Raw genomic sequence first — 26,625 nt, 5'->3', positions numbered from 1 at the left:
AGGTCCGTGTTCATCGCGGCCCCCGCTCGGCCCGGCGCTTGACGTAGGCGTTCAGCAGCGCGGCCAGCAGCAGCATCGCGCCGAGGAAGAACTTGAACCAGTCCGGGTTCCACTGGGCGTAGATGATCCCCTTGCTGGCCATGCCGAAGATCAGCGCGCCGAGCGCGGAGCCGACCACCGAGCCGTAGCCGCCGGTGATCAGGCAGCCGCCGATGACCGCCGCGACGATGTAGATCAGCTCGTTGCCGACGCCCTCGCCGGACTGCACGGTGTCGAAGGAGAACAGCAGGTGCTGGCCGAGCACCCAGGCGCCGAAGCCGACACCCAGGTACAGCAGGGTCTTCGTCCGGGCGACCGGCACGCCGACCGCGCGGGCCGCGTCCGCGTCGCCGCCGACCGCGAAGATCCAGTTGCCGAAGCGGGTGCGCAGCAGCACCCAGCTGCCGACCACGAGCAGGCCGAGCCACCACCAGACGGTGGCCTTGACGGTCAGCCCGCCGACGGTCACCTCGGAGGCGAACAGCCAGCGGCAGGCGGCGAAGCCCTCCATGTCGGAGATCGACTTGGTGGAGACGGTGCCGGAGATCGCCTTGGTGACGCCCAGGTTGGCGCCGGTCAGCATCAGGAAGGTGCCGAGCGTGACGATGAAGCTGGGCAGCCTGGTGCGGCCGAGCATCCAGCCGTTGAACCCGCCGATGGCCAGCGTGGTCGCCAGCGAGACCAGCACGCCGACCCAGGTCACCGCGGTGAACTGGTACGAGACCATCGAGGAGGTCAGCGCGGCGGTGGTGACCAGCACGCCGGCCGACAGGTCGAACTCGCCGCCGATCATCAGCAGCGAGACCGGCACCGCCATGATCCCGATGGTGGAGGCCGCGTACAGCACGGTGCCCAGCGAGGAGACCCGCAGGAACGGTTCGGCGACGACGGCGAAGACCGTGAAGACCGCGACGGCGGCGATCAGCGAGCCCAGCTCGGGGCGGGCGAGGAGCCGCCGCAGGGCCGGCGGACGGCCGTCGACCAGGCCGTCGTGGGCGAGGAGGTCGGGGGTGCTCACCTGGTCCCCCTCGCGACGTACTCGGCGAGCGCGTCGGCGTTGTCCTTGGTCAGGATCTGCGGACCGGTCTCGACGGGCTTGCCGCCGCCGAGCATGTTCAGGTTGTACTTGTACAGCCAGACCAGGTCGACGCCGGTGTAGCCCTGGAGGTAGGGCTGCTGGTCGACGGCGAAGCCGACGCTGCCGGACTTGAGCCCGGACACCACCTGCGTGCCCAGGTCGAAGGTGTCCAGTTCGACGGCGCGGTGGGCGTCCTGGACGGCCTGGAGGCCGGTGGCGGCCATCGGGCCGGAGAGGGTGAGCACGGTGTCGATGGACGGGTCGGCCTGCAGCTTGGCGGAGATCGCGGCGCGGGCGTCGGGCATGTCGACGCCGTTGACGTAGAGCACCTGGAAGGCTCCGCCGGACTTGGACTGGGCGCCGGAGCAGCGCTGCTCCTGGCCGACGTTGCCCTGCTCGTGGATCACGCAGAGCACGTTCTTGCGGCCGCGCGAGGCCAGCTCGGTACCGGCCGCCTGGCCGGCGGTGGACTCGTCCTGACCGATGTGGGTCAGCGCGCCGAACTTCTGCGAGTACTCCTGGCCGGAGTTGATCGTGATCACGGGGATGCCGGCGGCCTTGGCCTTGCCGAGGACGTCCGCCATGGCGTCGCCCTTGGCGAGGGTGACCAGCAGGCCGTCGACCTTCTGGTCGATGGCGGCCTGGACGAGCTGGACCTGGTTCTGGGTCTGCGCGTCGTTGGAGTACAGGAAGGTGATGTTGTCCTTGGCGGCGGCCTGCTCGGCGCCCTTGCGCACAGTGTCCCAGAAGGCGTCGCCGGCTCCGGCGTGGGTCACCATGGCGACCTTCCAGCGCGGAGTCGAGACGGCGCCGCCGCCGGTGGCCGCGGCCTTGGCGCGGGCCTCCTCGGCGCGTCTGCCTCCAGTACTGCTGCAACCGGCCACGGCGACCGCGAGTGCCAGGACGGCACACGCGGGCCAGAGGCGGTGGGACGGGCGAAAGCGGGTGATGCTCATCCCCATAGTCTCCCTGCCCGTGCCGCGCGGTATCGCACCGCCTCGCCCGGCAGCGCGAACGGCCTGGGAGGTAAGGTGCCCCGGGGGACCTTTCCTGGTAGTTCGCTGAACATCTGGTCCGGACGACGTCCGTTCGGGTGGCAGACTAGGCGCCGATCCGAAGGCGGTTCATCACAAGAAAGTGATGTTCCTCTCAGGTTCCGCACAGATTCGGACGGCAACCGATCACCGGTCCATCGCCGTCTGATGCCATTGACGTGCGTTCGGGCGAGTGGGCCCCGGGCGGCGTGCGACCCGGATACGAGAACTCGATGGAACTGACAGGTACGCCATTCTTCCTCCTCACCGTCATCCTGGTGCCGGTGTCCATCACAGTGGCGTTGCTGTTCTGGGGGAAGGTCGGCGGCCCGCAGCCGGTACGCTACCTCACCCGGATCGTCATGATCATGTTCTGCCAGGTCACGGCCGTCCTGATGGTCTTCGTGATGGTCAACAACGCCAACCTGATCTACGGCAACTGGGACGACCTGCTCGGCACCGGCAACCACGTCCGCGCGGTGCCCGTGGTGGCGCCGGTCGACCCGGCCGCGGCCGCCGCCGGCGGCCAGGGCGCCGAGCCCGCCAAGGAGCCGCAGAAGGTCAAGCAGAGCTTCGGCGGCGTGAACGACCCGCTCGTCCCGAACGACGTGCAGCGGACCGAGCTCAAGGGCCAGGTGTCCGGGGTCGACGGCGAGGTGCTGGTCTGGCTGCCGCCGCAGTACAACGACCCGGCGTTCAAGGACAAGAAGTTCCCCGTGGTCGAGCTGATCCCGGGCTACCCCGGCTCCTCCTCCACCTGGTACGGCACCCTCAAGGTCTCCGAGCAGCTCAAGCCGCTGATGCAGCAGGGCAAGGTCGCCCCGTTCATCCTGGTCTCGCCCCGCACGAAGCTGCTGAACAACCAGGACGCCGGCTGCACCGACATCCCCGGCAAGATCAACGCCGACGCCTGGGTCACCCGCGACGTCCCGCAGATGGTGCTGGACAACTTCCGCGCGGACCCGTCCGCGGACCGCTGGGCGATCGCCGGCTACTCGGCCGGCGCGCACTGCGCGGCCAAGCTGTCGCTGGCCCACCCCAACCGGTACCGGGCCGCCATCGCGATGTCCGGCTACAACGACCCGGCCCAGGAGCCGGACTCCCTGGTCGGCAAGGACGCCAAGCTGCGCGAGGCCAACAACCCGGTCAACATCCTGAAGACCGCCCCGCAGCCGCCGAAGGTCGCCCTGCTGGTCAGCGGCTCCAAGGGCGACGGCTACGAGGACGGCGAGGCGATCCGCGCCGCGGCCAAGGCCCCGACCACCGTCCAGGTCGAGGAGGGCACCGGCCCGCACACCACCGAGCAGTGGAAGAAGATGGTCCCCGCCGCCTTCCAGTGGCTGACCTCGGTCATCCCGGTCCAGTAGGCCGGCCGGCGACAGCGAACCGTACGGGAAGGGCCCGCCGCGACCGAGGTCGCGGCGGGCCCTTCCGCTTGTCCGGACGCGGCGTCAGGCCAGCTCCAGCGCCAGGTAGAAGTCCACCCGGTCCTCCAGCCGGGAGAGGTCACGCCCGGTCAGCTCCTCGATCCGGCCGATCCGGTACCGCAGGGTGTTCACGTGAACGTGCAGCTGGGCGGCGCAGCGGGTCCAGGAGCCGTCCGAGCGCAGGAAGGCCTCCAGGGTGCGGACCAGGTCCGCCTGGTGCTCGATGTCGTACGCGATCACCGTGTCCAGCAGCCGGCTGCGGAAGGCGCGGCGCACCTCGTCCGGGACGGCGGCCAGCAGCAGGACGTGCGAGGCGAGCTCCTCGGGGCCCGCGACGCAGACCCGGCCGACCCGGGAAGCGGCGATCCGGCGGGCGTGCCGGGCCTCCTCCAGGGCGCCGCGCAGGCCGCCGGCCCCGGCGGCGGGGGCGGAGACGCCGAGGGTGATCCGGCCCTCCGAGCCGAGCCCGGCCTCCAGCGGGGCGAGCAGTTCGCGCAGGGCGTCGGCGGGCACCGGGGCGTCCAGGACGGGCAGCACCACCACGGCGCCGGTGCCCGTCCCGGCGACCAGGGCGCGGTCGGAGGCGCCGCCGAGCGCCTCCTCCAGCACCGCCCGTACGGCGCCCTCCGGCAGGCCGGTGCCCTCGGCGCTGAGCACCAGCCAGGAGCCGTCCTCCGCCTGGGACTTGGCCCCGGGGCCCTCGTAGCGGGCGGCCATCGCCGAGGAGGCGTACAGGGCGCGGCCGACCTCGGCCGGGTCGGCGTCGCGGCGCAGCAGGGCGAGCAGTTCGTCGGCGAGGCGGCGGCGCAGCCGGCGGCCCTCGTCGCGGCGGTGGCGCTCGGCGGCGACCAGCCGGGCCAGGTTCTCGGCGAGCTGCTGGCGCTTGGTGGTCCACTCGGTGACGTCGCCGGCCACCGCGAGCACCCAGTCGGCCAGCAGGCCGCCGCCGGCCGGCGGCTCGTCGTGCTCGGCGGAGGCCGGGGCGGGCAGCAGCGAGAAGGAGCCGGCGGCCAGTCGGGCCCGGTGCGGGGGGCGGCGGCGCTGGCGCTGGGCGGCGAGGTGGGCGCGGACCAGCTGGTCGCGGTCCTGGGCGGAGAGCCGGTCGGCGGGGCCGGCGATCACCGCGCCGGTCGGGGTGAGCACCCAGCAGTCCAGGTCGAGGTCGCCGCCGAGCAGGTCGAGCACCGCGTCCAGTCCGCCGCCGCCGGCCGCCGAGACCAGCAGGCGGTGCCGGTCGACCAAGGCGGCGAGGTCGGCGGCGCGGTCGGCGGAGACCTGGCGGCCGATGAACTCGGTGACGGTGCCGAAGGCGATGTCGTCGGGGACGGCGAGCAGCGGCATCCGGTGCCGGCGGCAGGCCTCGACCAGGTCCTCGGGCACCGGGCCGACCTCGGCCTCGCCGGCCGCCAGGGCCACCGCGCCGCCGGCCGCGAGGGTGCGGACGAAGCGCTCGGAGTCGGCCGGGACGGTGCGCCAGAGCATGCCGGTGAGCACCAGTTCGCCGCCGTGCAGGTAGCGGCCCGGGTCCTGGAGGTCCGTCGTCATCACGCCGCTGACCTGCCGGTCCAGCTCTTCCTCGGCCGCGAGCAGGCGCAGTCGCGGGGCGCCGGGGGCGAGCAGGTCACGGACGCGCATCCGCGGACTCCTTAACGGGGGCTTGGGGGGAGGGTGAAGGGGTAACGATAGGGCCTGTCCGGCCGGGCGTCCGCCCGGGTCCGTAGCCCGCGCGTCACGGCCGGATTACGGTCGTAGGTAGCACCCGGCGGACACCTGGGCTGCGAGGTTCTCCTCCTTAGAGGAACGTACAGGATGCCGGGCGGGCTCACAGCCGGGGCTTCATGCCATCGGTGACTGCCAGCGGGCCGCGTCGCGGCGGTTCACTGGGCGACACGCCGCCGGGCACCCGGCGGGCGACGACTTGAGGAGACACCCGCATGGAGTTCCTTCGGCCCGCCACCTGGGACGAGGCACTCGCGGCGAAGGCCGAGTACCCGACCGCGCTGCCCGTTTCGGGCGGCACGGACGTCATGGTCGAGCTGAACTTCGACGTGCACCGGCCACCCGCGATTCTCGACCTGAACCGCATCACCGAACTCGCCGAATGGTCGAACGACGGCGAGGTGGTGAGGCTCGGCGCCGCGGTCCCGTACGCCCGGATCATCGCGGAGCTGTCCGGTCCGCTGCCCGGGCTGGCCCTGGCGGCCCACACCGTCGGCTCGCCGCAGATCCGCAACCGCGGCAGCGTCGGCGGCAACCTCGGCGCGGCCTCCCCGGCCGGCGACTCGCACCCGGCGCTGCTCGCGGCCGGGCGGGACGTGTTCGTCGAGGCGGCCTCGGTGCGCGGCACCCGGCTAATCCCGATCGACGACTTCTACGTCGGGGTGAAGCGCAACCTGCTGGAGGCCGACGAGCTGATCCGGGCCGTGCTCATCCCGGTGGCGGACGGGCCGCAGCAGTTCTCGAAGATCGGCACCCGCAACGCCATGGTGATCGCGGTCTGCGCGTTCGGCTTCGCCCTGCACCCGCGGAACGGGACCGTCGGCACCGGCATCGGTTCGGCCGCCCCCACACCGCGCCGCGCCGTCGAGGCCGAGGAGTACCTCCAGGGCGTGCTCGCCGAGCGCGGGCTGTGGGAGTCCGGGGAGCTGCTGGGAGCCGAGGTGGTCCAGCGCTTCGGCGAGCTGGTGAAGGCCGCGGCCTCGCCGATCGACGACGTCCGCGGCACCGCCGACTACCGCCGGCACGCGCTCGCCGTGATGGCCCGCCGCACCCTCACCTGGACCTGGAACGACTACGGCAAGCAGATCAGGAGCGCGGCATGAAGGTCACTTTCACCGCCAACGGCAGGCCCGTCGAGGCCGACGACGTGTGGGAGGGCGAGAGCCTGCTGTACGTGCTGCGCGAGCGGGTCGGCCTGCCCGGCTCGAAGAACGCCTGCGAGCAGGGCGAGTGCGGCTCCTGCACGGTCTACCTGGACGGCCTCCCGGTCTGCTCCTGCCTGGTCGCGGCCGGCCAGGTGCAGGACCGCGAGGTGCGCACGGTCGAGGGCCTGGGCACGGAGGACGGCGAACTGGGCCTGGTCCAGCAGGCGTTCGTCGACGCCGGCGCCGTCCAGTGCGGCTTCTGCACCCCCGGCCTGCTGGTGCAGACCGACGCGCTGCTGGCCGAGGACCCGCAGCCGAGCGACGACGACATCCGCGAGGCGCTGTCCGGCAACCTGTGCCGCTGCACCGGCTACGAGAAGATCATGGACGCGGTGCGGCTGGCCTCGGCCCGCGCGTGCGCGGGGACGGAGGGCGCGGCGTGAGTGCGCGGACCATCCAGGGGCAGAAGAACCTGCAGAACATCAACCAGGCGGCCAAGGACGGCATCGGCGGCTCGCCGCTGCGCCCGGACGGCAACCTGAAGGTCCGGGGCGAGTTCGCCTACTCCTCCGACCTGTGGCACGAGGACATGCTCTGGGGCACGGCGCTGCGCTCGCCGCACCCCCGGGCGAACATCCTGTCGGTGGACGTCTCCGAGGCGCTCAAGGTGCCCGGGGTGTACGCGGTGCTGACGCACGAGGACATCCCCGGCTCGAAGTACTACGGCCTGGAGATCCAGGACCAGCCGGTCCTGGCCATCGACCGGATCCGCTACCACGGCGAGGCGATCGCGCTGGTCGCCGCCGACCACCCGGAGACGGCCCGCCGGGCGGTGAAGAAGATCGCGGTCGAGTACGAGGTGCTCACCCCGATCGTCACCGAGGAGCAGTGCCTCGACCCGGAGACGTACGGGTACGTGCACGAGCCGCACGAGTACAAGTCCCACGCGTACGGCAACATCTGCCACGAGCAGCGGCTGGTCTCCGGCCGCGGCGTGACCGACGAGGTGCGGGCGCTGGCGGACGTGGTCGTCAGCGGCGACTACGAGGTCGGCATGCAGGACCAGGCCTTCCTCGGCCCGGAGTCCGGCCTCGCGGTGCCCGCCGAGGACGGCGGCATCGACCTCTACATCGCCACCCAGTGGCTGCACGTCGACCGCCAGCAGATGGCGCCGGTGCTGGACCTGCCGGAGGAGAAGGTCCGGCTGACCCTGGCCGGGGTGGGCGGCGCGTTCGGCGGCCGCGAGGACCTGTCAATGCAGATCCACGCCTGCCTGCTGGCCCAGCACACCGGCAAGCCGGTCAAGATCGTCTACTCCCGGGACGAGTCCTTCTTCGGCCACGTGCACCGCCACCCGGCGCGGATGCACTACGAACACGGCGCCACCCGGGACGGCCGGCTGGTCTACGCCGACTGCCGGATCGTGCTGGACGGCGGCGCGTACGCCTCCGCCTCCCCCGCCGTGGTCGGCAACGCGGCCTCGCTCGGGCACGGCCCGTACGTGATCCCCAACGTGCGGATGCACGCCATCGCGCTGTACAGCAACAACCCGTCCTGCGGGGCGATGCGCGGCTTCGGCGCGGTGCAGGCGGCGTTCGGCTACGAGTCGCAGATGGACAAGCTGGCCGCCGCCCTGGGCATGGACCCGGTGGAGCTGCGGCAGCTCAACGCGATGTCCGAGGGCGACTTCATGCCCACCGGCCAGCAGATCGACTCCCCCGCGCCGGTGGCCGAACTGCTGCGGCGGGCCAAGGAGATGCCGCTGCCGCCGCCGCTGGACACCGAGCACCTCGACGTCCGCCGGCTGCCCGGCGCGCTGTCCAACACCTCGCACGGCGAGGGGATCGTCCGCGGCGTCGGCTACTCGGTCGGCATCAAGAACGTCGGCTTCTCCGAGGGCTTCGACGACTACTCCACCGCCCGGGTGCGGCTGGAGGTGATCGGCGGCGAGCCCGTCGCCATGGTGCACACCGCGGCGGCCGAGGTCGGCCAGGGCGGCGTCACCGTGCACGCCCAGATCGCCCGCACCGAGCTGGGCGTCGAGCAGGTCACCATCCACCCGGCCAACACCGAGGTGGGGTCGGCCGGTTCGACCTCCGCGTCGCGCCAGACGTACATGACCGGCGGGGCGGTGAAGCTGGCCGCCGAGGCGGTCCGCCGGGAGCTGTTCGACAAGGGGCGCCGGCGCTACGGCTGGACCCACGACGACCTGGTGCTGGCCGACGGCAAGGTGGTGTCGAAGAGCGCCGGCGCGCTGGTCTCCATCGTCGACCTGCTCGGCGACGAGGCCGTCGAGCAGACCCGCGAGCACCACCACCGGCCCACCCAGGCCTTCGACAAGGAGACCGGCCAGGGCTTCGGCCACGTCCAGTACACCTTCTGCGCCAACCGCGCGGTGGTGGACGTGGACGTGGAGCTGGGCCTGGTCAAGGTGGTCGAGCTCACCGCCGTCCAGGACGTCGGCAAGGCGCTCAACCCGCTCTCCGTGGTCGGCCAGATCCAGGGCGGCTGCACCCAGGCGCTGGGCCTCGCGGTGATGGAGGAGATCATCGTGCGGGAGGGCAAGGTGCGCAACGCCTCCTTCACCGACTACCTGATCCCCACCATCCTGGACACCCCGCCGATCCCGGTGGAGGTGCTCGAACTGCCCGACCCCAACGCCCCGTACGGGCTGCGCGGGGTCGGCGAGGCGCCGACCGTCTCGGCGACGCCGTCCATCGTGGCCGCCATCCGCAACGCCACCGGGCTGGCGCTCAACCGGATCCCGGTCCGGCCGGAGCACCTGACCACCGAACGGCCGCTCTGACGACCGGAGTTCGTCCTCCCCGGGGCGGCGACCGTCTTCCCCGCCGCCCCGGGGACACCTCCCACCGCCCGGAGGCGTCCCCGTACACCCGCTGCCCTGCCCACGCCGGGGCCCGCAGCGGTGCGCACCACCCTCTGATGCACCGCGGGCACTCCCCCGCTGCTCATGAGTGCCCCCGTGAGTCGATACGTCCCCTACGCCGCTTCGTTGACCGGCGGTCAGGTCGGCTCGCCCACCCCAACCCCCTTTGACACTTGGGATGGACATGACCAGAATCCCCACGGAGCCCGGCACCACCGAAGACAGACCCGCCGAGGACGGACCCGCCGGGAACGAACCCGGCACGTCGCCCCAGGAAGCCCCGCGTCCCACCGGCGCACTGGACGCCTACTTCAAGATCTCGGCCCGGGGATCGACCCTCGCCAACGAACTGCGCGGTGGGGTCACCACCTTCATGGCGATGGCGTACATCATCCTGCTCAACCCGCTCATCCTGAGCGGCGCGGACGCGACCGGCGCCAAACTGGACCCCGCCGCGCTGACCACCGCCACCGCGCTGGCCGCCGCCGTCACCACCGTCCTGATGGGCCTGGTCGGCAACGTGCCGCTCGCCCTCGCCGCCGGGCTCTCCGTCTCCGGCGCGGTCTCCGCGCTGGTCGTCCCGCACACCACCTGGGCGCAGGCCATGGGCCTGTGCGTGATCTACGGCCTGCTGATCGTGCTGCTGGTCGTCTCCGGGCTGCGCGAGCGGATCATGAACGGCATCCCGCTGCCGCTCAAGCACGCCATCACCATCGGCATCGGCCTGTTCGTCACGGTGATCGGCCTCTACAAGGCCGGGTTCATGCACACCGGCGGCCCCACCCCGCTCTCGCTCGGCCCGACCGGCGAGCTGTCCGGCTGGCCGGTGCTGGTCTTCTGCGTCACCCTGCTGGCGATCTTCGTGCTGATGGCGCGCGGCGTCCGCGGCGCGATCCTGCTCGGCATCGCCGGCGGCACCGTGCTCGCGGTGATCGTCAACCGGGCCGCCCACGTGCCCGCCGGGGCCTGGCGGAACTCGGTGCCGGTCTGGCCCGGCAGCCCCGTCTCCGCACCGGACTTCGGCCTGTTCGGCCACGTCGACCTGTTCGGCGCGTTCGGCGGCCACGGCATGGGCGCGATCAGCGCCTCGGTCGCGGTGTTCACCCTGGTGCTGGCCGGCTTCTTCGACGCGATGGCCACCATCATCGGCGTCGGCACCGAGGCCGGACTGGCCGACCGGCGCGGCCGGATGCCCGGACTGTCCAAGGCGCTGTTCATCGACGGCGCGGGCGGCGCGGTCGGCGGCCTGGCGGGCGCCTCCGGGCAGACCGTCTTCGTCGAGTCCGCCACCGGCGTCGGCGACGGCGCCCGCACCGGGCTCGCCTCCACCGTCACCGGCGCCCTGTTCGCCCTGATGCTGTTCTTCTCGCCGATCGCCGGGATCGTCCCGGTCGAGGTGGCCTCGGCCGCCCTGGTCGTGATCGGCTCGATGATGATGAGCCAGGCCCGGCACATCGACTGGTCCGACCGCGAGGTGGCCGTCCCGGCCTTCCTCACCTGCGTGCTGATGCCGTTCACGTACAGCATCACCGCGGGCGTCGCGGCCGGCGTCATCTCGTACACCGTCATCAAGGCCGGGCTGGGGCGCTGGCGCGAGCCCGGGGTGCTGATGTGGATCCTCACCGCGGTGTTCGTGGTGTACTTCGCGATCACCCCGGTCAAGTCCTGGCTGGGCGTGCACTAGGCACCCGGGCGCCTTCGCCCTGTTCGCGCCCGCCTCGGGCAGGACCGCCTTGGGCACCACCGCCGCCGTACGGGATCGTTTCCCGTACGGCGGCGTCTCCCGCTACTGTCGAAACCGTGTAAGGAGCCTCCCCCATGCAGGACATCGCCGAGCAGCTGCGGGCCTGGCACGCGTCCGGGCGCTCCTTCGCCGTGGCCACCGTGGTCGGCGTCTCCGGCAGCGCTCCGCGCGACCCCGGGGCGGCGCTGGCGGTGGACGCGGACGGCGAGGCGGTCGGCAGCGTCTCCGGCGGGTGCGTCGAGGGCGCGGTGTACGAGCTGTGCCGGGCCGCCCTGGCGAGCGGCGAGCCGGTGCTGGAACGCTTCGGGTACAGCGACGAGGACGCCTTCGCGGTGGGTCTGACCTGCGGCGGCGTCCTGGACGTGTTCGTCCAGCCGGTGGTGCCGGGGGCCGACGCCGGGCTGGACACCGGGATCGCGCACATCGCGGCCGGCACACCGGTGGCCCTGGTCCGGGTGATCGCCGGACCGGGCGGGGCGGGCGGGGCAGGCGGACCGGGCGGGCTGGTCGGGGCCACCCTGGCGGTCACCGCGGACGGCGTGGCCGGCGCGCTCTCACCCACCCCCTCGACGGTCGGCGCCCTGGAGCGGGCGATCGTCGTGCGGGCCCGGGCGATGCTGGAGGCCGGACGCACCGGCCGGCTGGTGCTCGGCCTGGACGGCCGCCCCTGCGACGAACACGGCCGGGGCACCGTCACCTGCTTCGTCGAGTCGTACGTGCCCGCGCCGCGGATGCTGGTGTTCGGGGCGATCGACTTCGCGGCCGCGGTGGTGCGGATCGGCAAGTTCCTCGGCTACCACGTGACCGTCTGCGACGCCCGGCCGGTCTTCGCCACCGCCCGCCGCTTCCCGGAGGCCGACGAGGTGGTGGTCGACTGGCCGCACCGCTACCTGGACTCCCAACTCGGCCGGATCGACGGACGCACCGTGCTCTGCGTGCTCACCCACGACGCCAAGTTCGACATCCCGCTACTGGAACGCGCCCTGCGGCTGCCGGTCGGCTACGTCGGCGCGATGGGATCGCGCCGCACCCACCGGGACCGCGCCGCCCGGCTCCGCGAGGCGGGGCTCACCGAGGCCGAACTGGCCCGGCTGCGCTCCCCGATCGGCCTGGACCTCGGCTCCCGCACCCCGGAGGAGACGGCGGTCTCGGTCGCCGCCGAGATCGTCGCCCACCGGCGCGGCGGCAGCTGCCTGCCACTGAGCGCCTCGGACGGGCCGATCCACCACGACCTGTCGCGCACGGGGACGGAGGGTGACGAGGGCGACGCGGCCGGCGGCCCGGCACCCCGCACCCACGCGGCCTGAGCCGGGAGCGGCTCCGGCACCGCTCACGTTGCGTGGCCACCGGCGCGGCGGGAGGCTGGAGTTGCGGACTCGCCCCGAGCCCGGGGAAGGAGCGGGCATCATGCGCGCCCTGCTGGAGGTCGAAATCGACACCGCGGCCTCGAACAAGCTGATCAGCGACGGAACGATGGCCGAAGGGGTCCAGCGCATACTGGCCCAACTGAAGCCGGAGGCGGCCTACTTCCTCAACCGCAACGGGAGCCGCGGCATGGTCATGGTCGTCGACGTCCCGGACGAGGCCTCGCTGCCGTCCATCGCCGAGCCGTTCTGGACCCAGCTGAACGCCACCGTCGACCTGCACATCTGCATGAACGCGGACGAACTCATGGAAGGACTGAAGCGTCTCGGCCGCTGAGCCGCCGGGCCGTCCCGCCTTAGTCGGTCAGCGCCAGCTTCACGCCGAAGCCCACCACCACCGCGCCGGTCACCCGGTCCATCGACCGCCGGGCGGCCGGCCGGCGCAGCCAGCCGCGCAGCACCCGGGCGAAACCCACCAGGACGGTCGACCAGAGCAGGCCCTCCACGACGTGCACGCAGGTCAGCGCCACACCGGCGGCGAAGTGCGGGACGCCGACCGGGATGAACTGCGGCAGCACGGCCACGTAGAAGACCCCGACCTTGGGGTTCAGCAGATTGGTCAGCGTGCCCCGCCGCCAGCCGTGCGCGAAGCCGCCGTCCTCCGGCTCCTCCTCGGCCGCCGCCTCACCGCCCCGGTTGCGCAGCATCCCGATGCCCATCCACACCAGGTACGCCGCGCCCGCCCATCGCAGGACCTCGTACGCCACCTGCGAGGCGGTGAGCAGCGCCGTCACCCCGGCCGAGGTCAGCGTCCCCCAGATCAGCGTCCCGGTCTGGATCCCCAGCACGACGCCCCACGCCTGCCGGCGCCGCCCCAACGCGGAGGTCCGCAGGACCAGCGCCGTGTCGAGCCCGGGCGTGAGCGTGAGCAGCCCCACGACGAGGGCGAAGGACCACAGGGCCGTTGTCATCTCCATGGGCCTCGATGCTCTCACAGCCCCGGAGGAGCGTCGTCAAACGGCCGTCGCTCAGTCCGCCGACCCCGGCGGGACGACCCACTCGGTGGAGCGCTCACTCACCCTTTTCCACCGGCCCGGTGAGATCGGGCAGCCCACCGTCCTCGAGCCAGGTCGTGAAGACCTGGCGCTTGCGACGCTTCACCGCATCCTCGAGAGCGGCGTTGACGGTGGCGGTCTTGGTCGTCGTACCGAAGATCTCCGCAGCCTCGGCCAGCAGGTCGTCGTTGATGTCCATCACGGTACGGGCCATGACCAACCTCCCGAGCGAAGCGGGGTCTGCGATATCGGGTGCGACCGTATCCGATATCGCAGGCCCCACGGGGCCCGTCCGGCCGTTGTTCACCCGGTCAGGTGATGTTGAGGCGGGCGGCGAGGCGCAGCAGGCCGGGGCTGAGGCGGGAGAGGAAGCGGGCGGCCTTGGCCTCGGGGGTGACGGGGACGACGGGCCTGCCGGTGCGGACGGCGGTCACGATGGCGGTGGCGACCTTCTCCGGGGGGAAGCCGCGGCGGGCGTAGAGCTTCGCGGCGCGGGCCTGCTTGGCGGCCTGCTCGGTGGAGGTGGTGGCGGAGAAGGTGGAGGTGCGGGTGATGTTGGTGTTGACGATGCCGGGGCAGATGGTGGAGACGCCGATGCCGTGGCCGACGAACTCGGCGCGCAGGCAGTCGGAGAGCATGAACACCGCGGCCTTGCTGGTGGCGTAGGCGGTGAGCGCCTTGGACGGCAGGTAGGCGGCGGCGGAGGAGACGTTGACGATGTGGCCGCCCTGGCCGCGGTCGGCCATCAGGGTGCCGAAGGCGCGGCAGCCGTGGATCACGCCCCAGAGGTTGACGTCCAGGACCCGCTGCCACTCCTTCTCGGTGGTCTGCAGGAACGTCCCGGAGTGGCCGATGCCCGCGTTGTTGACCATGACGTCGGGCACCCCGTGCTCGGCCGCGACGGTCTGCGCGAAGGCGTCCACCGCGGCGCCGTCGGAGACGTCCACCCGGTAGGCGTGCGCCTGCGGGCCGATCAGCGAGGCCAGTTCGGCGGTGCGCTCGGCGGCCGCGAGGTCGAGGTCGCAGACCACCACCCGGGCGCCGTCCTCGGCGAAGGCGAGCGCGGTCGCCCGGCCGATGCCGCTGCCGCCGCCGGTGACCACGACCAGCCGGCCGTCGCCCTCCTCGGGGCGGGCCCGGCCCTCGTCGGTGCGGGTGGTGAACTCGCGGACCAGTCCGGCCACGGTGGCTCCCTTCTCCAGCAGCGCCGACCAGTGGCCGGCGTGCAGCGTCCTGCGGGTCAGGTTCGGCGCCCAGCGCTCCAGCCCCTCGGAGAGGTAGGTGCCGACGTACCGGTCCCGGGTGAGGGTGATCAGCTGGACCGGCACCTCGGTCGGCCGCTCGCGCGGACTGCCCAGGGTGGGGCGGAAGTTGGCCCGGTACAGCTCGATGCCGCGGACCGCGTCGCGGCGCAGGGTGGGCTGCGGGTGGTCGGCGCGCGGGGTGACGTGCTCCAGGTCGCGCAGCACCCTCGGCCAGGCCCGGGCCAGGCCGAGGCGCCAGACGCCGGGGGCGAGGTAGGGCAGGTGGAAGGCGGTGATGTACCAGGAGTGCAGGCCCTGGTGGAGCAGTTGCCCCAGGTGGCGGGGGGTGGGGCGGCGCAGCCGGTGGCGCAGCCAGTGGCCCATGTGGTCCAGGCTGGGGCCGGACAGGGTGGTGTACGAGGCGATCCGGCGCTCGGCGCCGGACGCGGTGACGGCCTCCCAGGACTGGATCGAGCCCCAGTCGTGGGCGAGCAGGTGCACCGGGCGGTCGGGGCTGACGGCGTCGGCGACGGCGAACAGGTCCTCGGCGAGGTGCTCCAGGCGGTAGCCGGACCGGTCGGCGGGGGCGGCCGACTCCCCGGCGCCGCGCACGTCGTAGCGGACCACGTGGTGGTCGCGGGCGAGGTCGGCGGCGATGTCGTCCCAGACGGTGTGGGTGTCGGGGTAGCCGTGCACGAGGAGGACGGTGGGGGCGGCCGGGTCGCCCTGCTCGAAGACGGCGAGCGGGAGGCCGCCGGAGTGGACGGTCCGGCGGCGGACCGGGGGCTTCGCCTGCGCCTGGGGCTTCGTCGGGAACGTCATCGGGTGGCCTCCAGGGTGGTCGGCTCGGCGGCGGTCGGCTCCGTGGTGGCCGGCTCGGTGGCGGCGGCGGTCCAGCGGCGGACGTGCGGCAGGTCGTCGTCGAGCCAGTAGGCGTCGTCCTCGGTGACCACCAGCAGTTCCTCGAACTTGATGCCCACGCCCCGGAAGCCGATGTGCGGCTCGACCGCCCACAGCCCCGGGGTGGGCGCGTGCCGGGACGACCGCCCGTCGGCCCAGAGCGGCGAACGGCCGTGCAGCCGCTCGGTGACGAGCTCGCGGCCGAGGGTCTGGAGGGTGCGCACGCCGAAGCCGAAGACGTTCACCCCGGCCGGGCCGCGCGCGGTGTTGCGGGTGACCTGGTGGCCGATCACCCGGCCCGGGTAGACCTGGTGGCGGTTGTCGTAGCCGTGCGCGGCGATCTGGGCGTCCACCGCGGCGTACACCTCGGCGAGCGGCCTGCGGGCCCGCACCTCGGCGAGGATCAGCTCGCGGTAGACCTTCAGGTCGGCGGCCAGCCGGTCCCAGACCCGGTTCTCGCCGACCTTGCCGCCGTAGCCGATGTCGGCGGTGTAGCCGTCCACCACGGGCGCGCAGTCCAGCACGTACGGCATGCCCTCCTCCAGCCGGCGGTTGCCGGCGAAGAACTGGAGCGGGGTGTGGAAGTGCCGGAACGCCGTCCGGTCGCCGAACCAGGCGAAGGGGACGTGGAAGAAGTCCTGCACCCCGGCGGCGACCAGGCGGCGGCGCAGCTCGGCGGTGGTCTGCCGCTCGGTGACGCCGGGTTCGATCCAGGCGGCGACCTGTTCGGCGCAGTGGTAGGCGAGTTGCTGGGTCTCGCGGAAGCGGGCGAGGTCGCGCTCGGTGTAGCGGAAGGCGGGGGTCGCTTTCGCCATGGCGGAGCTCCTTCTAGAGGTCGAGCACGAGGGTCTCACCCTCGGCGGCCCGGGAGACGCAGGGCAGCAGGGCGCCGGCGGCGCGCTGCTCGGGGGTGAGCCTGCGGTCCCGGTGGTCGGGCGAGCCGGCCAGCAGGCGGACCTCGCAGGTGCCGCAGAAGCCCTGGTGGCAGGAGTACGGGAGGTCCGGACGGGCCTCGCGCAGCACGTCCAGGGCGGAGCGGTCGGCGGGGACGTCGAGGGTCGGGCCGTCGGTGCCGAGTCGGACGGCGAACGGTTCGCCGTCGGTGACCGGGGCGGCGCCGAAGCGCTCGAAGTGCAGGGAGGCGGCCGGGGAGCCGTCCAGGGCGCGCTGCACGGCGGAGAGCATCGGGGCCGGGCCGCAGCAGTAGACGGCGGCGCCGCGCGGGGCGTGGGCGAGCAGTTCGGCGCCGGTGGGGACGCCGCCGTGCTCGTCGTCGGTGCGCAGCACCACCCGGTGCGGGTCGAGGGCGCGCAGCTCGTCCGTGTACGGGAGGGTGTCGGCGCTGCGGCCGACGTGCACCAGGCGCCAGTCCAGGCCGTGCCGCTGCGCCTCGCGGGCCATCGGGAGCAGCGGGGTGATGCCGATGCCGCCGGCCAGCAGGAGGACGGCGGGCTCGGCGCAGAAGGCGAAGCCGTTGCGCGGGCGGCGGGCGGTGAGCCGGGTGCCGGGGTGCAGGACGTCGTGGACCTCGACGGACCCGCCGCCGCCCTCGGGCAGCCGCCGGACGGCGATGCGGTAGACGGCGCGGTCGGCCGGGTCGCCGCTGAGGGAGTAGTGGCGCTCGCGGCCGGAGGGCAGGACGAGGCGCAGGTGGGCGCCGGGCTGCCAACCGGGCAGCGGGCCGCCGGAGGGGCCGGCGAGTCGCAACTCGACGACGTCGGCGGCCGGTCGGCGGCGTTCGGCGACGACCAGCTGGAGCGGCGGGGTGGGACGGCTGAGCGGGCGCCGGGGGTTGCGGCGCAGCAGGGGGCTGCCGAGGGCCGGGGAGTAGCGGTCGCCGAAGGCGGTGAGCCGGCGCATGAAGCCGTCGGCGCGGGGGCGGCCGTAGAGGTCGGGGGGCGGGGCGAGCGGGTCCATCCGGCGGGGTCCTTGGGGTGAGGGGGGAGAGGGGGCTGTCGCCCGCGTCAGCCGCGCCCGGCGGCCGCGCGGGCGGCCGGGGAGGCGGCGAGGTAGCCCAGCGCCTGGCTGGACGAGCCCTCCTGGGTCGGGTGGTAGCCCGGCCGCAGGTAGCGCAGCCCGGAGCGGACCGACTTGACCGGGTCCGGCAGCAGTCCGCGCTTGGCGATCCGGCCGGCCTCCCGCCAGGTGGGCTTGAGGCGCCCCGCCAGGGTGGGGTCGGCGGCGAGCAGGAACCGGGCGCCGCGCACCCAGAGGTGGACCAGCAGCGGCCCGGAGACGGCCATTCCGCGCACCCGGCGGAGGTAGCCCGGGTCCAGGTGGACCATCAGGTCGTAGGCGACGCTGCGGTGCTCGACCTCCTCCGCGCCGTGCCAGCGCAGCAGGTCCAGCATCGTCGGGTCCGCCTTGGCGCGGTCCAGGCCCGGGGAGTTGAGCGCCCAGTTGCCGAGGAAGGCGGTGAAGTGCTCGATCGCCGCGATGAAGGCGACCCGCTCGATGACGTTCTCGCGCTGCCGGGCCGGCGACAGCCCCGGCTTGTCGCCGAGGACGCGCTGGAACAGCCAGGAGATCTGCCGGACGTACGGCCGCGGGTCGAGCCCCTGGCCGAGCAGGTGGTCCAGGACCTCCTGGTGCGCCTCGGCGTGGATGGCCTCCTGGCCGATGAACCCGAGGACCTCCTCGCGCAGTTGCTCGTCCCGGATGAGCGGCAGCGCCTCCTTGAACACCTTGACGAACCACCGCTCGCCCTCGGGCAGCAGCAGGTGCAGCACGTTGATGACGTGGGTGGCCATCGGCTCGTCCGGGATCCAGTGCAGCGGCAGCCGGGACCAGTCGAAGCGGACGTCCCGGGGCTCCAGCACGAGGCTCTCGTGCACGCGTGCGGCGGGCGCGGCGAGGGCGGGGACGGGGGTGGAACGGGGCATGGCAGGCCCTCCTGACCTGGGGGCGGCGGCTCGGCTCCAGGGAAACGTACTCGCGGGTAGCCATCGGGACAAGGGGTTCGGCACCCCTTATCGACATCGAGTCTAATAAGTGACGCGCGCCGTCGGGCGACGCGCACGGCCGGACGCCGTCGGACGCGATCGAACACCATGGGGAAACGCGGGAAATGCGGGAGGCCCCACCGGTCTCCCGGCGGGGCCTCCCCGACGTCACGCGCGCGACGGCCGCCCCGCCGTCAGACCGCCATCGCCAGCATCAGCGGCGCCGCCCGGGCCGCCAGCAGTTCGGCGGCGGCCTTCAGCTTGTGGATGTTGTCCGCCGGCATCGAGGTGGCCAGGCAGCCGACCGTGCTGCCCGCCGTGATCGGCACGGCCGCGCACACCGTGCCCAGCGCGTACTCCTGGATGTCCAGCACCGGCACCGTGGCCGGCTGCCGCTCCAGCCGGTGCATCAGCTGGTCGGCGTCGACGACGGTGCGGGAGGTGAGCCGGGCGACCGGGTGCCGGGAGAGGTGGTCGCGCCGGGCGTCCGCGTCCAGCTGGCCGAGCAGGCACTTGCCGATCGCACTGGCGTGCGCGGTGGCCCGGAAGTCCACCCACTCCTGCACGGCCGGGGCGTAGTCGGCGGCCGAGACCGCCTCCACCGACAACTCCCCGTCGTGGTACCGGGTGAAGTACACGGCGGCGCCCAACTCGTCCCGGAGTTCGGCGAGCTTGCGGTTGAGCCGGGCCTTCACCAGCTGCTCCCGGTTGTGCTGGCCGAGCAGGGCGAAGGTGCCGCCCAGCAGCCAACCGCCGTCCTGGCACTGGAGGTAGCCCTCGACCTCCAGGATCTCGGCGAGCCGGCGCACGGTCGGCAGCCCGAGCGAGGTCTCCCGGGCGAGGGCCACCAGGGTGGCTCCGTCGGAGTGGCGGTCGACCGCCTCCAGCAGTCTGAGGGCGTGCTGCAGGGAGGTGAACGGGCCCGTCGGACCCTGGTCAAGCGCGGCGTGACGACCCGGGGCTGGTGTCGACATGTCGTCCCCTTCCGATGTCCCCCCACGGAGCGACCGCGGGCGCACACCAGCCTATCGACCCGGCGGCTCCGACGACTGCCGTCCGTACATATCCGTGGACAATCCGTGCAGGCCCACCGGCCGACCTGGGCGGACGCGACGGGCCCCTCCCCCACTGCCCGGGAGGAGGGGCCCGTTCCGCGGCCGCCGGGTACGGGCCCGGCGGCCACGAGGGTGGCGGTGCGGAGGGTGGTGCGGGCGGTGCGGGCGGGTCAGCCCTCGTCGCCCGCGCGCAACTTGGCGACGGCGGCGGCCAGTCGGGCGCCGTACTCCTCGTCGGCGGCGTGGAAGTGGGCGAGGTTCCGCTCCACCACGTCGTCGCGCGAGACCTGCGCCAGGAAGCCCGCGATGTTGCCGACCAGGCGGGTCTTCTCGCCGTCCGACATCAGCCGGTACAGCTCGCCGGCCTGGAAGAAGTCGTCGTCCTTGGTGTGCGCCGGGGTGGTGTAGGTGCCGGTGTGGCCGGTCACCTTGACCGGCGCGGCCGTCGCGTCGCCGGTCTGGGCCGGGCCGTCGTACGAGTTGGGCTCGTAGTTCCTGCCGCGGCCGGCGCTGTTGGCGGCCATCTGGCCGTCCCGGCCGTAGTTGGCGGCCTCGGTGGCGCGCGGGGCGTTCACCGGCAGCTGGGTGTGGTTGACGCCGAGGCGGTAGCGCTGGGCGTCCGCGTAGGCGAACAGGCGGCCCTGGAGCATCTTGTCCGGGGACGGGCCGATGCCGGGCACGAAGTTGTTCGGCGAGAACGCGGCCTGCTCGACCTCGGCGAAGACGTTCTCCGGGTTCCGGTTGAGCACCAGGCGGCCGACCTTGACCAGCGGGTAGTCGGCGTGCGGCCACACCTTGGTGAGGTCGAAGGGGTTGAAGCGGTAGTCCGCGGCATCGGCGACCGGCATCAGCTGGACGTAGAGGGTCCAGGACGGGAACACCCCGCGCTCGATGGCCTGGTGGAGGTCGCGCTGGTGCGAGTCGGCGTCGCCGCCGACCACCTCGGCGGCCTGGTCGCCGTCCAGGCAGCGGATGCCCTGGTTGGTCTTGAAGTGGTACTTCACCCAGTAGGCGTCGCCGTCGGCGTTGACCCACTGGTAGGTGTGCGAGCCGTAGCCGTTCATGTGGCGGTAGGAGGCCGGGATGCCCCGGTCGCCGAACAGCCAGGTGATCTGGTGGGTCGAGGCCGGCGAGTGGGCCCAGAAGTCCCAGACGTTGTCCGCCTCCTGCACGCCGGTGTACGGGTCGCGCTTCTGCGAGTGGATGAAGTCGGGGAACTTGATCGGGTCCTTGATGAAGAACACCGGGGTGTTGTTGCCGACGAGGTCGTAATTGCCCTCCTCGGTATAGAACTTGAGCGCGAAGCCGCGCGGGTCGCGCACCGCGTCGCTGGCGCCCAGGTTGCCGGCCACGGTGGAGAAGCGCAGGAAGACCTCGGTGCGCTTGCCGACCTCGGAGAGGAAGCCCGCCCGGGTGTACCGCGCGACCTCGTCGGTGACCTCGAAGTAGCCGTACGCGCCGGAGCCTCGGGCGTGCACCACCCGCTCCGGGATGCGCTCGCGGTTGAACCGGGCCAGCTTCTCCAGCAGGTGCTGGTCCTGGATCAGCAGCGGACCGTACTCGCCGGCCGAGGCCGAGTTCTGGTTGTCGGCGACCGGGGCGCCGGACTCCGTGGTCAGGATCTTGGGCATGGAGGGTCCTTCAGGTGTCGATAAGCGCGGTGCGTGGAGAGTGAAGTGACGGATCGTCAGATCCGTTCGCCGGAAAAGGTTCCCTGGGGTTCCCGACGAGCGGATCCGACGGGTCGTCAGTTTCCGAGCAGGCTCCGGACGACGGTCGCGGCCGCGGCCGGGTCGGCCGCCGGGCGGGCGGCGGTCAGCGCGGCGGCCTCGTCGGCGGTGAGACCGGCCCCGGTGAGGGCCGCGACGGCCTCGGCGGCCGGGAGGGCGTTGAACCAGCGCAGCGCGAGGGCCGCGCGGCCGGCCCCGGTGAGGCGGCCGGTGAGCCGGAGGCGGGCGAGGCCGCCGTCCGGGTGGACGTTGATGCGCACGTGGGTCACCGGGCGGCCGGCGGCGAGCCGGAAGCGGTGCCGGGTGTCGGGCTGGAGCCGCGTGCGGGGCAGGAGTTCGAACCACTCGCCGTCGGCCGGGTCGGCCCCGGTCGAGGCGTCGAAGCCGATCAGGTCGGCCCAGCCGGGGGCATTGGCGACGAAGTAGGAGGTGTCCACTTCGGCGGCCAGGACCTCACCGCCCCCGGCCAGGGCGATCTGCACCCAGTCGTTGGCCTTGTCGCGCCGACGCCGGGTCTCCCAACCGTCGCCCATGACGGAGGCGCGGCCGGGAGCGTTCAGGTTGTGCGGGGAGGAGAAGTAGCGGTCGGAGGCCGCCTCGGCCACGCCGCCGTACTCCTGGGCGGCCAGGTCGAAGGTGAGGCCGTCCAGTTCGCGCGGATCGGGCAGCACCTCGCCGTGCACCCGCAGCCGGGCGACCCCGCCGTCCGGGAAGATGTTCAGCCGTACGTGGGTGTAGCGGGTGCCGTCCGCGACGGCGAACTCGTGGGCGGTGTCGCCGTCGAGCGCGGTGCGCGGCACGATCGTGGTCCACTCGGCGTCCTGGAGCTCCTCGGGCGAGGGGTGGCCGGGGACGGACGCGGCCTCGACCGAGGCCGTCTCCGGGTAGTTGCCCGTGAAGTGGGCGGTGTCCACGATCACGCCGCGGACCACCCCGGCGGCACCGAGCCGGACGATCGCCCAGTCGTGGTCCTCGTCGGTGGGGTGCGGCTGGTCGGCGGAGACGCCGCGGCGGCGCTTGGACTCCCAGCCGTCCATGATCTGGCCCTTGTGGCCGAAGGTGTGCGGGCGGAACTCGGCCGGCTTGGCGACCAGCAGGTTCTCGGCGTCCGCGAAGGTGTCCTCGTTGGTGGCGACGACGCCCGCCCCGAGCAGTCGGGAGGCCAGGTCGACCAGCTCGGTGAAGGGAGCACTCGGGGTGTCGGCAGTGGTCACTGACTCTCCTTTAGGCGCGTTCGGACGGGATGGGGGTGGCGGTGGTGAAGCGGGTGGGGTCGGCCTGCGGCCGGGCGAGCTGCCGGCCGAAGGGGCGGGCCGCCGGGTCCACCTCGCGGCCGCGCAGCCAGGTGGCGCGCACCGCGCCGGTGAGGGTCCGGCCCGCGTACGGGGTCACCGGGTTGCGGTGGTGCAGCCCGCTCGCGCGGACGGCGAACCCGCCGTCCGGGTCGAAGGCGACCAGGTCCGCGTCGTGGCCGGCGGCGATGGCGCCCTTGGTGCCGCTCAGGCCGACCAGTTCGGCCGGTCCGGCGGACATCCAGCGCACCACGTCGGCCAGGGTGTGGCCGCGTCGGCGGGCCTCGGTCCAGACGGCCGGCAGGCCCAGCTGGAGCGAGGCGATCCCGCCCCAGGCGGCCGCGAAGTCGCCGCTGCCGCCGTACTCGGGCAGCAGCTTGAGGTCGGGGGTGGACGGCGAGTGGTCGGAGACGACGGCGATGAACTCGCCGCGGCCCAGGGCCTCCCAGAGCGCGTCCCGGTTGGACTCGTCGCGGATCGGCGGACAGCACTTGAAGGCGGTGTCGCCGTCCGGCACCTGCTCGGCCGCGAGGGTCAGGTAGTGCGGACAGGTCTCGGCGGTCACCCGTACGCCGTCCTCGCGGGCCTGCCGCAGCAGCGGCAGCACCGCGGCCGAGGAGACGTGCAGGACGTGCACCCGGGCACCGGTGCGCCGGGCCGTGTCGAGCAGCCGGGCGACGGCCGCGGTCTCCGCGTCGGCGGGCCGGGAGGCCAGGAAGTCCCGGTAGTGGACGCCGGGTTGCTGCGGGGCGGCGGCGAGCACGGCCGGGTCCTCGGCGTGGATGATCGCCAGCGCCCCGATCCTGGCCTGCTCGGCCAGCGCCGCCTCCAGGTCGGCGGCCTCGACGTGCGGGAACTCGTCCACCCCGGAGGGGGCGAGGAAGCTCTTGAAGCCGAACACCCCTGCCTGGTGCAGCGGTTCGAGGTCGGCCAGGTTGCCGGGGACGGCTCCGCCCCAGAAGCCGAGGTCCACCCAGGCCTGGCCGTCCGCGGCCTTCCGCTTGAGCGCCAGCCCCGCCACCGTGGTGGTGGGCGGGATCGAGTTGAGCGGCATGTCGACGACCGTGGTGACGCCGCCGGCCGCGGCGGCCCGGGTGGCGGTGGCGAAGCCCTCCCACTCGGTGCGGCCGGGCTCGTTGACGTGCACGTGGGTGTCGACCAGGCCGGGCAGCAGGGCGGTGTCGCCGAGGTCGACGAGCTCGCCCTCGCGGGCCGCGAGCGAGCCGTACGGGGCTGTCCGGGCGATCCTCCCGTCCTGGATCAGCACGTCCGCGGGGCGCTCGCCGTCGGGCAGGACCGCCCGCCGGGAGCGGATCACCGTCGGCTGGCTGAAAGGCATGGGGGACCTCCGGAACCTGGGAGTTGAGGGTGACGGAACACGGGGGAGGCGAGGGATTGCCGGGAGCCTAGGCCCGCCTTCAACAAAACGTCAATGGAGGAACGTCCGAGGGATCACCGCGCGGGAAGGTCGCGCACGCACCGGGGCTCAGTGCGACAGGAGCTCCTCGGCCAGCCGCTCCCCCGCGAGTTCGGCCAGCTCGGCGGCCCTGGTCATGCTCTCCCCCGGCCGCTCGGCCAGGTCGGTCAGGGCGATCGCGGCGGTGAAGCCGGCGGCCCGCCACTCGGGCTCGGAGAGCTCCAGCCGGCCCGCCACCGCGGCCACCCGGACCCCCGCCCGGGCGGCCGCCGCGGCGACTCCGGCCGGGGCCTTGCCGTGGAGCGTCTGGGCGTCCAGACACCCCTCCCCGGTCACGACGAGACATGCCCCGCGCACGGCCCCGTCGAAGCCCAGCAGGTCGAGCAGCAGCTCGATGCCGGGGCGCATGGTCGCGCCGAGCAGGGCCAGGGCGGCGAAGCCCACCCCACCCGCGGCGCCGGCGCCGGGCGCCTCCCGGACGTCCCGCCCGGTGGCCTCGGCGACCAGGTCGGCGAACCGGGTCAGCCCCGCCTCCAGCACCACCAGGTCCCCGCCGTCGGCGCCCTTCTGCGGGCCGTAGACGGCGGCGGCGCCGCGCGGCCCGAGCAGCGGGTTGTCCACGTCGCAGGCCACCACGACCTCGACCCCGCCCAGGGCCTCGGCCAGCGGGCCGGGGTCGATCTCCGCGAGCCGGCGCAACGCGGCACCGCCGGGCGGCAGTTCGGCCCCGCCGGCATCGCGCAGCCGTGCCCCGAGCGCCTGCACCATGCCGGCGCCGCCGTCCGTACAGGCACTGCCGCCGAGGCCCAGCACGATCCGCTTGGCGCCGAGCGAGACCGCCTTGGCGATCAACTGGCCGACTCCGTAGGACCCGGCCGCGAGCGGGGCGGTGCGGCCGCCGGGCAGCCGGGCGAGGCCGGAGGCCTGCGCCAGCTCCACCACGGCGGTGTCGTCCCGGACGGCCAGCGCGGCGTCCACCGGCAGGCCGGTCGGGCCGGCCACCTTGGCCGGGACCCGGCTGAAGCCGGCCGCGAGCGCGGCGGCCAGGGTGCCCTCGCCGCCGTCGGCGACGGGCAGTTCGCGCACCTCGGTGCCGGGCGCGGCGCGCCGGATGCCGGCCGCGATCCGGGCCGCCGCCTCGGCACCCTCCAGGCTGCCCTTGAACTTGTCGGGGGCGACGACCACATGGCCCTGGTGGGGGGTGGGGGGCATGGCGCGCTCCTCGCTTCCGTACGGGTCTGGCGGTGGTTCCGGGACGTGCGTCCGGCTGACGTGCGTCCAGCATGGGCCCGGGTGCTCCGGGTGGCCAGCGCCTCGGCCGGGGAGGCCGGAGCGGTCGGGGGTGACCGTGGTGTCCGGAGCGGCCCGCTCCAGGAGGGTGCGCCCCTCCCCGCCGTTCCCCCGTCCCGCTTCCGACGTACGAGGGGCTCCCCTCGGCGGGGAGGGGCCCTGGCGACGCGTACCAGGCACGACCGAAGTGCCCCCAGGGGGACGTACGCGTCACCGGCTTGGATCGACCGACGGGCGGGCGGATGAGCCCCGGCCCGCACGCCGGTCGGGTCCGGCCTCCTGGCGGCGCGGGCACGACCGGATAGGTACACGCCACCAGGAGGAGTTCGGGGCCGGGGGCTCCGCGCGGGAGCCCCCGGCGGTTACGCGACCTCGCGCCCGGAGAGCCGCTCGACGCCGCGCAGCAGCGCCGAGTGGTCGAGCGAGCCGTCGCCGTTGGCCCGGGCGGAGGCGACCAGCTGGGCCACCACGGCGCCGACCGGCAGCGCGGCGCCCACGGCGCGGGCGGCGTCGGTGACGATGCCCATGTCCTTGTGGTGCAGGTCGATCCGGAAGCCGGGGGCGAACTCGCGGTTCAGCATGTTCGCCCGCTTGCGGTTGAGCACGGTGGAGCCGGCCAGGCCGCCGCCGAGCACGTCCAGCGCGGCCGCGAGGTCGACGCCGGCGTTCTCCAGGAACACCACGGCCTCGGCGAGCACCTGGATGTTGACCGCGACGATCAGCTGGTTGGCGGCCTTGACGGTCTGGCCGGCGCCGGCCGGGCCGACGTGGACGACCGTGGTGCCCAGCGCGTCGAACAGCGGCCTGGCCTCGGCGAAGTCCTCCGCCGCGCCGCCGACCATGATCGACAGGACGGCCTCGACGGCGCCGGCCTCACCGCCGGAGACCGGGGCGTCCAGGGTGCGGACGCCCTTCGCCCTGGCGGCGGCCTCGACCCTGATCGAGGTCTGCGGGGTGATCGAGGACATGTCGATCACCAGGGTGCCGGGCCTGGCGTTCTCCAGCACGCCGCCCTCCCCCAGGACGACCTGCTCGACCTGCGGGTCGGCCGGGACCATGGTGATGACCACCTCGGCGTCCCCGACCGCCTCCGCGATGCTGCCGGCGCCGTGGCCGCCGACCGCGACCAGGGCGTCGATCGGCGGCCGGGTGAGGTTGAAGCCGGTGACGTGGTGGCCGGCCTTGACCAGGTTGGCGGCCATCGGGCTGCCCATGATGCCGAGGCCGATGAAGGCGATCTTGCGGCTCATCGCGTCGAGTTCC

Annotated in this window: 22 protein-coding genes; 7 read left to right on the top strand and 15 right to left on the bottom strand. The window is 73.6% G+C overall.

The features are described 5' to 3' along the window. Positions 1-10: 10 nt before the first annotated feature. Positions 11-1,057, bottom strand: a complete 1,047-nt coding sequence (locus AMK13_RS26205) for an ABC transporter permease (RefSeq protein WP_049654484.1) — start codon at positions 1,055-1,057, stop codon at positions 11-13. After that, positions 1,054-2,073 (bottom strand): substrate-binding domain-containing protein, encoded by a 1,020-nt coding sequence (locus AMK13_RS26200; protein WP_074004318.1) that lies wholly within the window; start codon positions 2,071-2,073, stop codon positions 1,054-1,056. Before AMK13_RS26200 ends, AMK13_RS26205 begins: the two co-directional genes overlap by 4 nt. 362 nt (positions 2,074-2,435) lie before the next feature. Here AMK13_RS26200 and AMK13_RS26195 point away from each other — a divergent pair, with 362 nt between their 5' ends. Next, positions 2,436-3,518, top strand: coding sequence for an alpha/beta hydrolase (locus AMK13_RS26195; RefSeq protein ID WP_241853029.1), 1,083 nt, complete (start codon positions 2,436-2,438; stop codon positions 3,516-3,518). 84 nt (positions 3,519-3,602) lie between these two features. Here AMK13_RS26195 and AMK13_RS26190 read toward each other — a convergent pair whose 3' ends face one another. Next, positions 3,603-5,213 (bottom strand): PucR family transcriptional regulator, encoded by a 1,611-nt coding sequence (locus AMK13_RS26190; RefSeq protein ID WP_074004317.1) that lies wholly within the window; start codon positions 5,211-5,213, stop codon positions 3,603-3,605. Between the two features lie 299 nt (positions 5,214-5,512). Here AMK13_RS26190 and AMK13_RS26185 point away from each other — a divergent pair, with 299 nt between their 5' ends. From AMK13_RS26185 to AMK13_RS26160, 6 genes are all read left to right on the top strand, one after another. Further along, positions 5,513-6,400 carry an FAD binding domain-containing protein gene (locus AMK13_RS26185; RefSeq protein ID WP_074004316.1) on the top strand — a complete coding sequence of 296 codons (888 nt, stop codon included), beginning with the start codon at positions 5,513-5,515 and terminating at the stop codon, positions 6,398-6,400. Beyond that, positions 6,397-6,885 carry a (2Fe-2S)-binding protein gene (locus AMK13_RS26180; protein WP_074004315.1) on the top strand — a complete coding sequence of 163 codons (489 nt, stop codon included), beginning with the start codon at positions 6,397-6,399 and terminating at the stop codon, positions 6,883-6,885. Before AMK13_RS26185 ends, AMK13_RS26180 begins: the two co-directional genes overlap by 4 nt. After that, positions 6,882-9,248: a xanthine dehydrogenase subunit D gene (gene pucD, locus AMK13_RS26175; protein WP_198959433.1), complete on the top strand. Its 2,367-nt coding sequence runs from the start codon at positions 6,882-6,884 to the stop codon at positions 9,246-9,248. Before AMK13_RS26180 ends, pucD begins: the two co-directional genes overlap by 4 nt. Positions 9,249-9,513: 265 nt before the next feature. Then, on the top strand, positions 9,514-11,013 hold the full coding sequence (locus tag AMK13_RS26170; protein ID WP_074004441.1) for an NCS2 family permease: 1,500 nt from the start codon (positions 9,514-9,516) through the stop codon (positions 11,011-11,013). Between the two features lie 134 nt (positions 11,014-11,147). Further along, on the top strand, positions 11,148-12,380 hold the full coding sequence (locus AMK13_RS26165; RefSeq protein WP_074004314.1) for an XdhC family protein: 1,233 nt from the start codon (positions 11,148-11,150) through the stop codon (positions 12,378-12,380). 100 nt (positions 12,381-12,480) lie between these two features. After that, positions 12,481-12,774, top strand: coding sequence for a hypothetical protein (locus tag AMK13_RS26160; RefSeq protein ID WP_049654035.1), 294 nt, complete (start codon positions 12,481-12,483; stop codon positions 12,772-12,774). 19 nt (positions 12,775-12,793) lie between these two features. On the opposite strand, the gene AMK13_RS26155 is transcribed toward AMK13_RS26160, so the two are convergent. From AMK13_RS26155 to AMK13_RS26100, 12 genes are all read right to left on the bottom strand, one after another. Continuing rightward, entirely contained in the window at positions 12,794-13,414 is a 621-nt protein-coding gene (locus AMK13_RS26155) for a LysE family translocator (RefSeq protein ID WP_049654038.1), read from the bottom strand. Positions 13,415-13,508: 94 nt separating this feature from the next. Next, the gene (locus AMK13_RS26150) at positions 13,509-13,706 is read right to left on the bottom strand and encodes a type II toxin-antitoxin system VapB family antitoxin (RefSeq protein WP_049654040.1); all 198 of its coding nucleotides are present in this window, start codon (positions 13,704-13,706) and stop codon (positions 13,509-13,511) included. 97 nt (positions 13,707-13,803) lie between these two features. Beyond that, entirely contained in the window at positions 13,804-15,558 is a 1,755-nt protein-coding gene (locus tag AMK13_RS26145; protein WP_074004313.1) for an SDR family oxidoreductase, read from the bottom strand. Beyond that, complete coding sequence (locus AMK13_RS26140; RefSeq protein WP_074004312.1) at positions 15,555-16,451, bottom strand: M24 family metallopeptidase; 897 nt, start codon at positions 16,449-16,451, stop codon at positions 15,555-15,557. Before AMK13_RS26140 ends, AMK13_RS26145 begins: the two co-directional genes overlap by 4 nt. Positions 16,452-16,464: 13 nt before the next feature. Next, positions 16,465-17,553: a PDR/VanB family oxidoreductase gene (locus AMK13_RS26135; protein ID WP_074004311.1), complete on the bottom strand. Its 1,089-nt coding sequence runs from the start codon at positions 17,551-17,553 to the stop codon at positions 16,465-16,467. Positions 17,554-17,600: 47 nt separating this feature from the next. Next, positions 17,601-18,518: a metal-dependent hydrolase gene (locus AMK13_RS26130; protein WP_049657802.1), complete on the bottom strand. Its 918-nt coding sequence runs from the start codon at positions 18,516-18,518 to the stop codon at positions 17,601-17,603. Between the two features lie 254 nt (positions 18,519-18,772). Beyond that, complete coding sequence (locus AMK13_RS26125; RefSeq protein ID WP_074004310.1) at positions 18,773-19,552, bottom strand: IclR family transcriptional regulator; 780 nt, start codon at positions 19,550-19,552, stop codon at positions 18,773-18,775. A gap of 251 nt (positions 19,553-19,803) precedes the next feature. After that, on the bottom strand, positions 19,804-21,264 hold the full coding sequence (locus AMK13_RS26120) for a catalase (protein ID WP_074004309.1): 1,461 nt from the start codon (positions 21,262-21,264) through the stop codon (positions 19,804-19,806). A 116-nt stretch (positions 21,265-21,380) separates the two neighbouring features. Further along, positions 21,381-22,577 carry an allantoicase gene (gene alc / locus AMK13_RS26115; RefSeq protein ID WP_074004308.1) on the bottom strand — a complete coding sequence of 399 codons (1,197 nt, stop codon included), beginning with the start codon at positions 22,575-22,577 and terminating at the stop codon, positions 21,381-21,383. 10 nt (positions 22,578-22,587) lie between these two features. Further along, positions 22,588-23,994, bottom strand: coding sequence for an allantoinase AllB (gene allB, locus AMK13_RS26110; RefSeq protein ID WP_074004307.1), 1,407 nt, complete (start codon positions 23,992-23,994; stop codon positions 22,588-22,590). A gap of 147 nt (positions 23,995-24,141) precedes the next feature. Next, entirely contained in the window at positions 24,142-25,284 is a 1,143-nt protein-coding gene (locus AMK13_RS26105) for a glycerate kinase (RefSeq protein ID WP_074004306.1), read from the bottom strand. A gap of 440 nt (positions 25,285-25,724) precedes the next feature. Then, complete coding sequence (locus AMK13_RS26100; RefSeq protein WP_074004305.1) at positions 25,725-26,612, bottom strand: 2-hydroxy-3-oxopropionate reductase; 888 nt, start codon at positions 26,610-26,612, stop codon at positions 25,725-25,727. Positions 26,613-26,625: the final 13 nt, after the last annotated feature.

It is taken from the genome of Streptomyces sp. CB02056 (genome assembly GCF_001905545.1).
GTDB lineage: Bacteria > Actinomycetota > Actinomycetes > Streptomycetales > Streptomycetaceae > Kitasatospora.
Note: the sequence above shows the minus strand (reverse complement) of the source record. Positions and strands in the feature narration are given on the sequence as shown.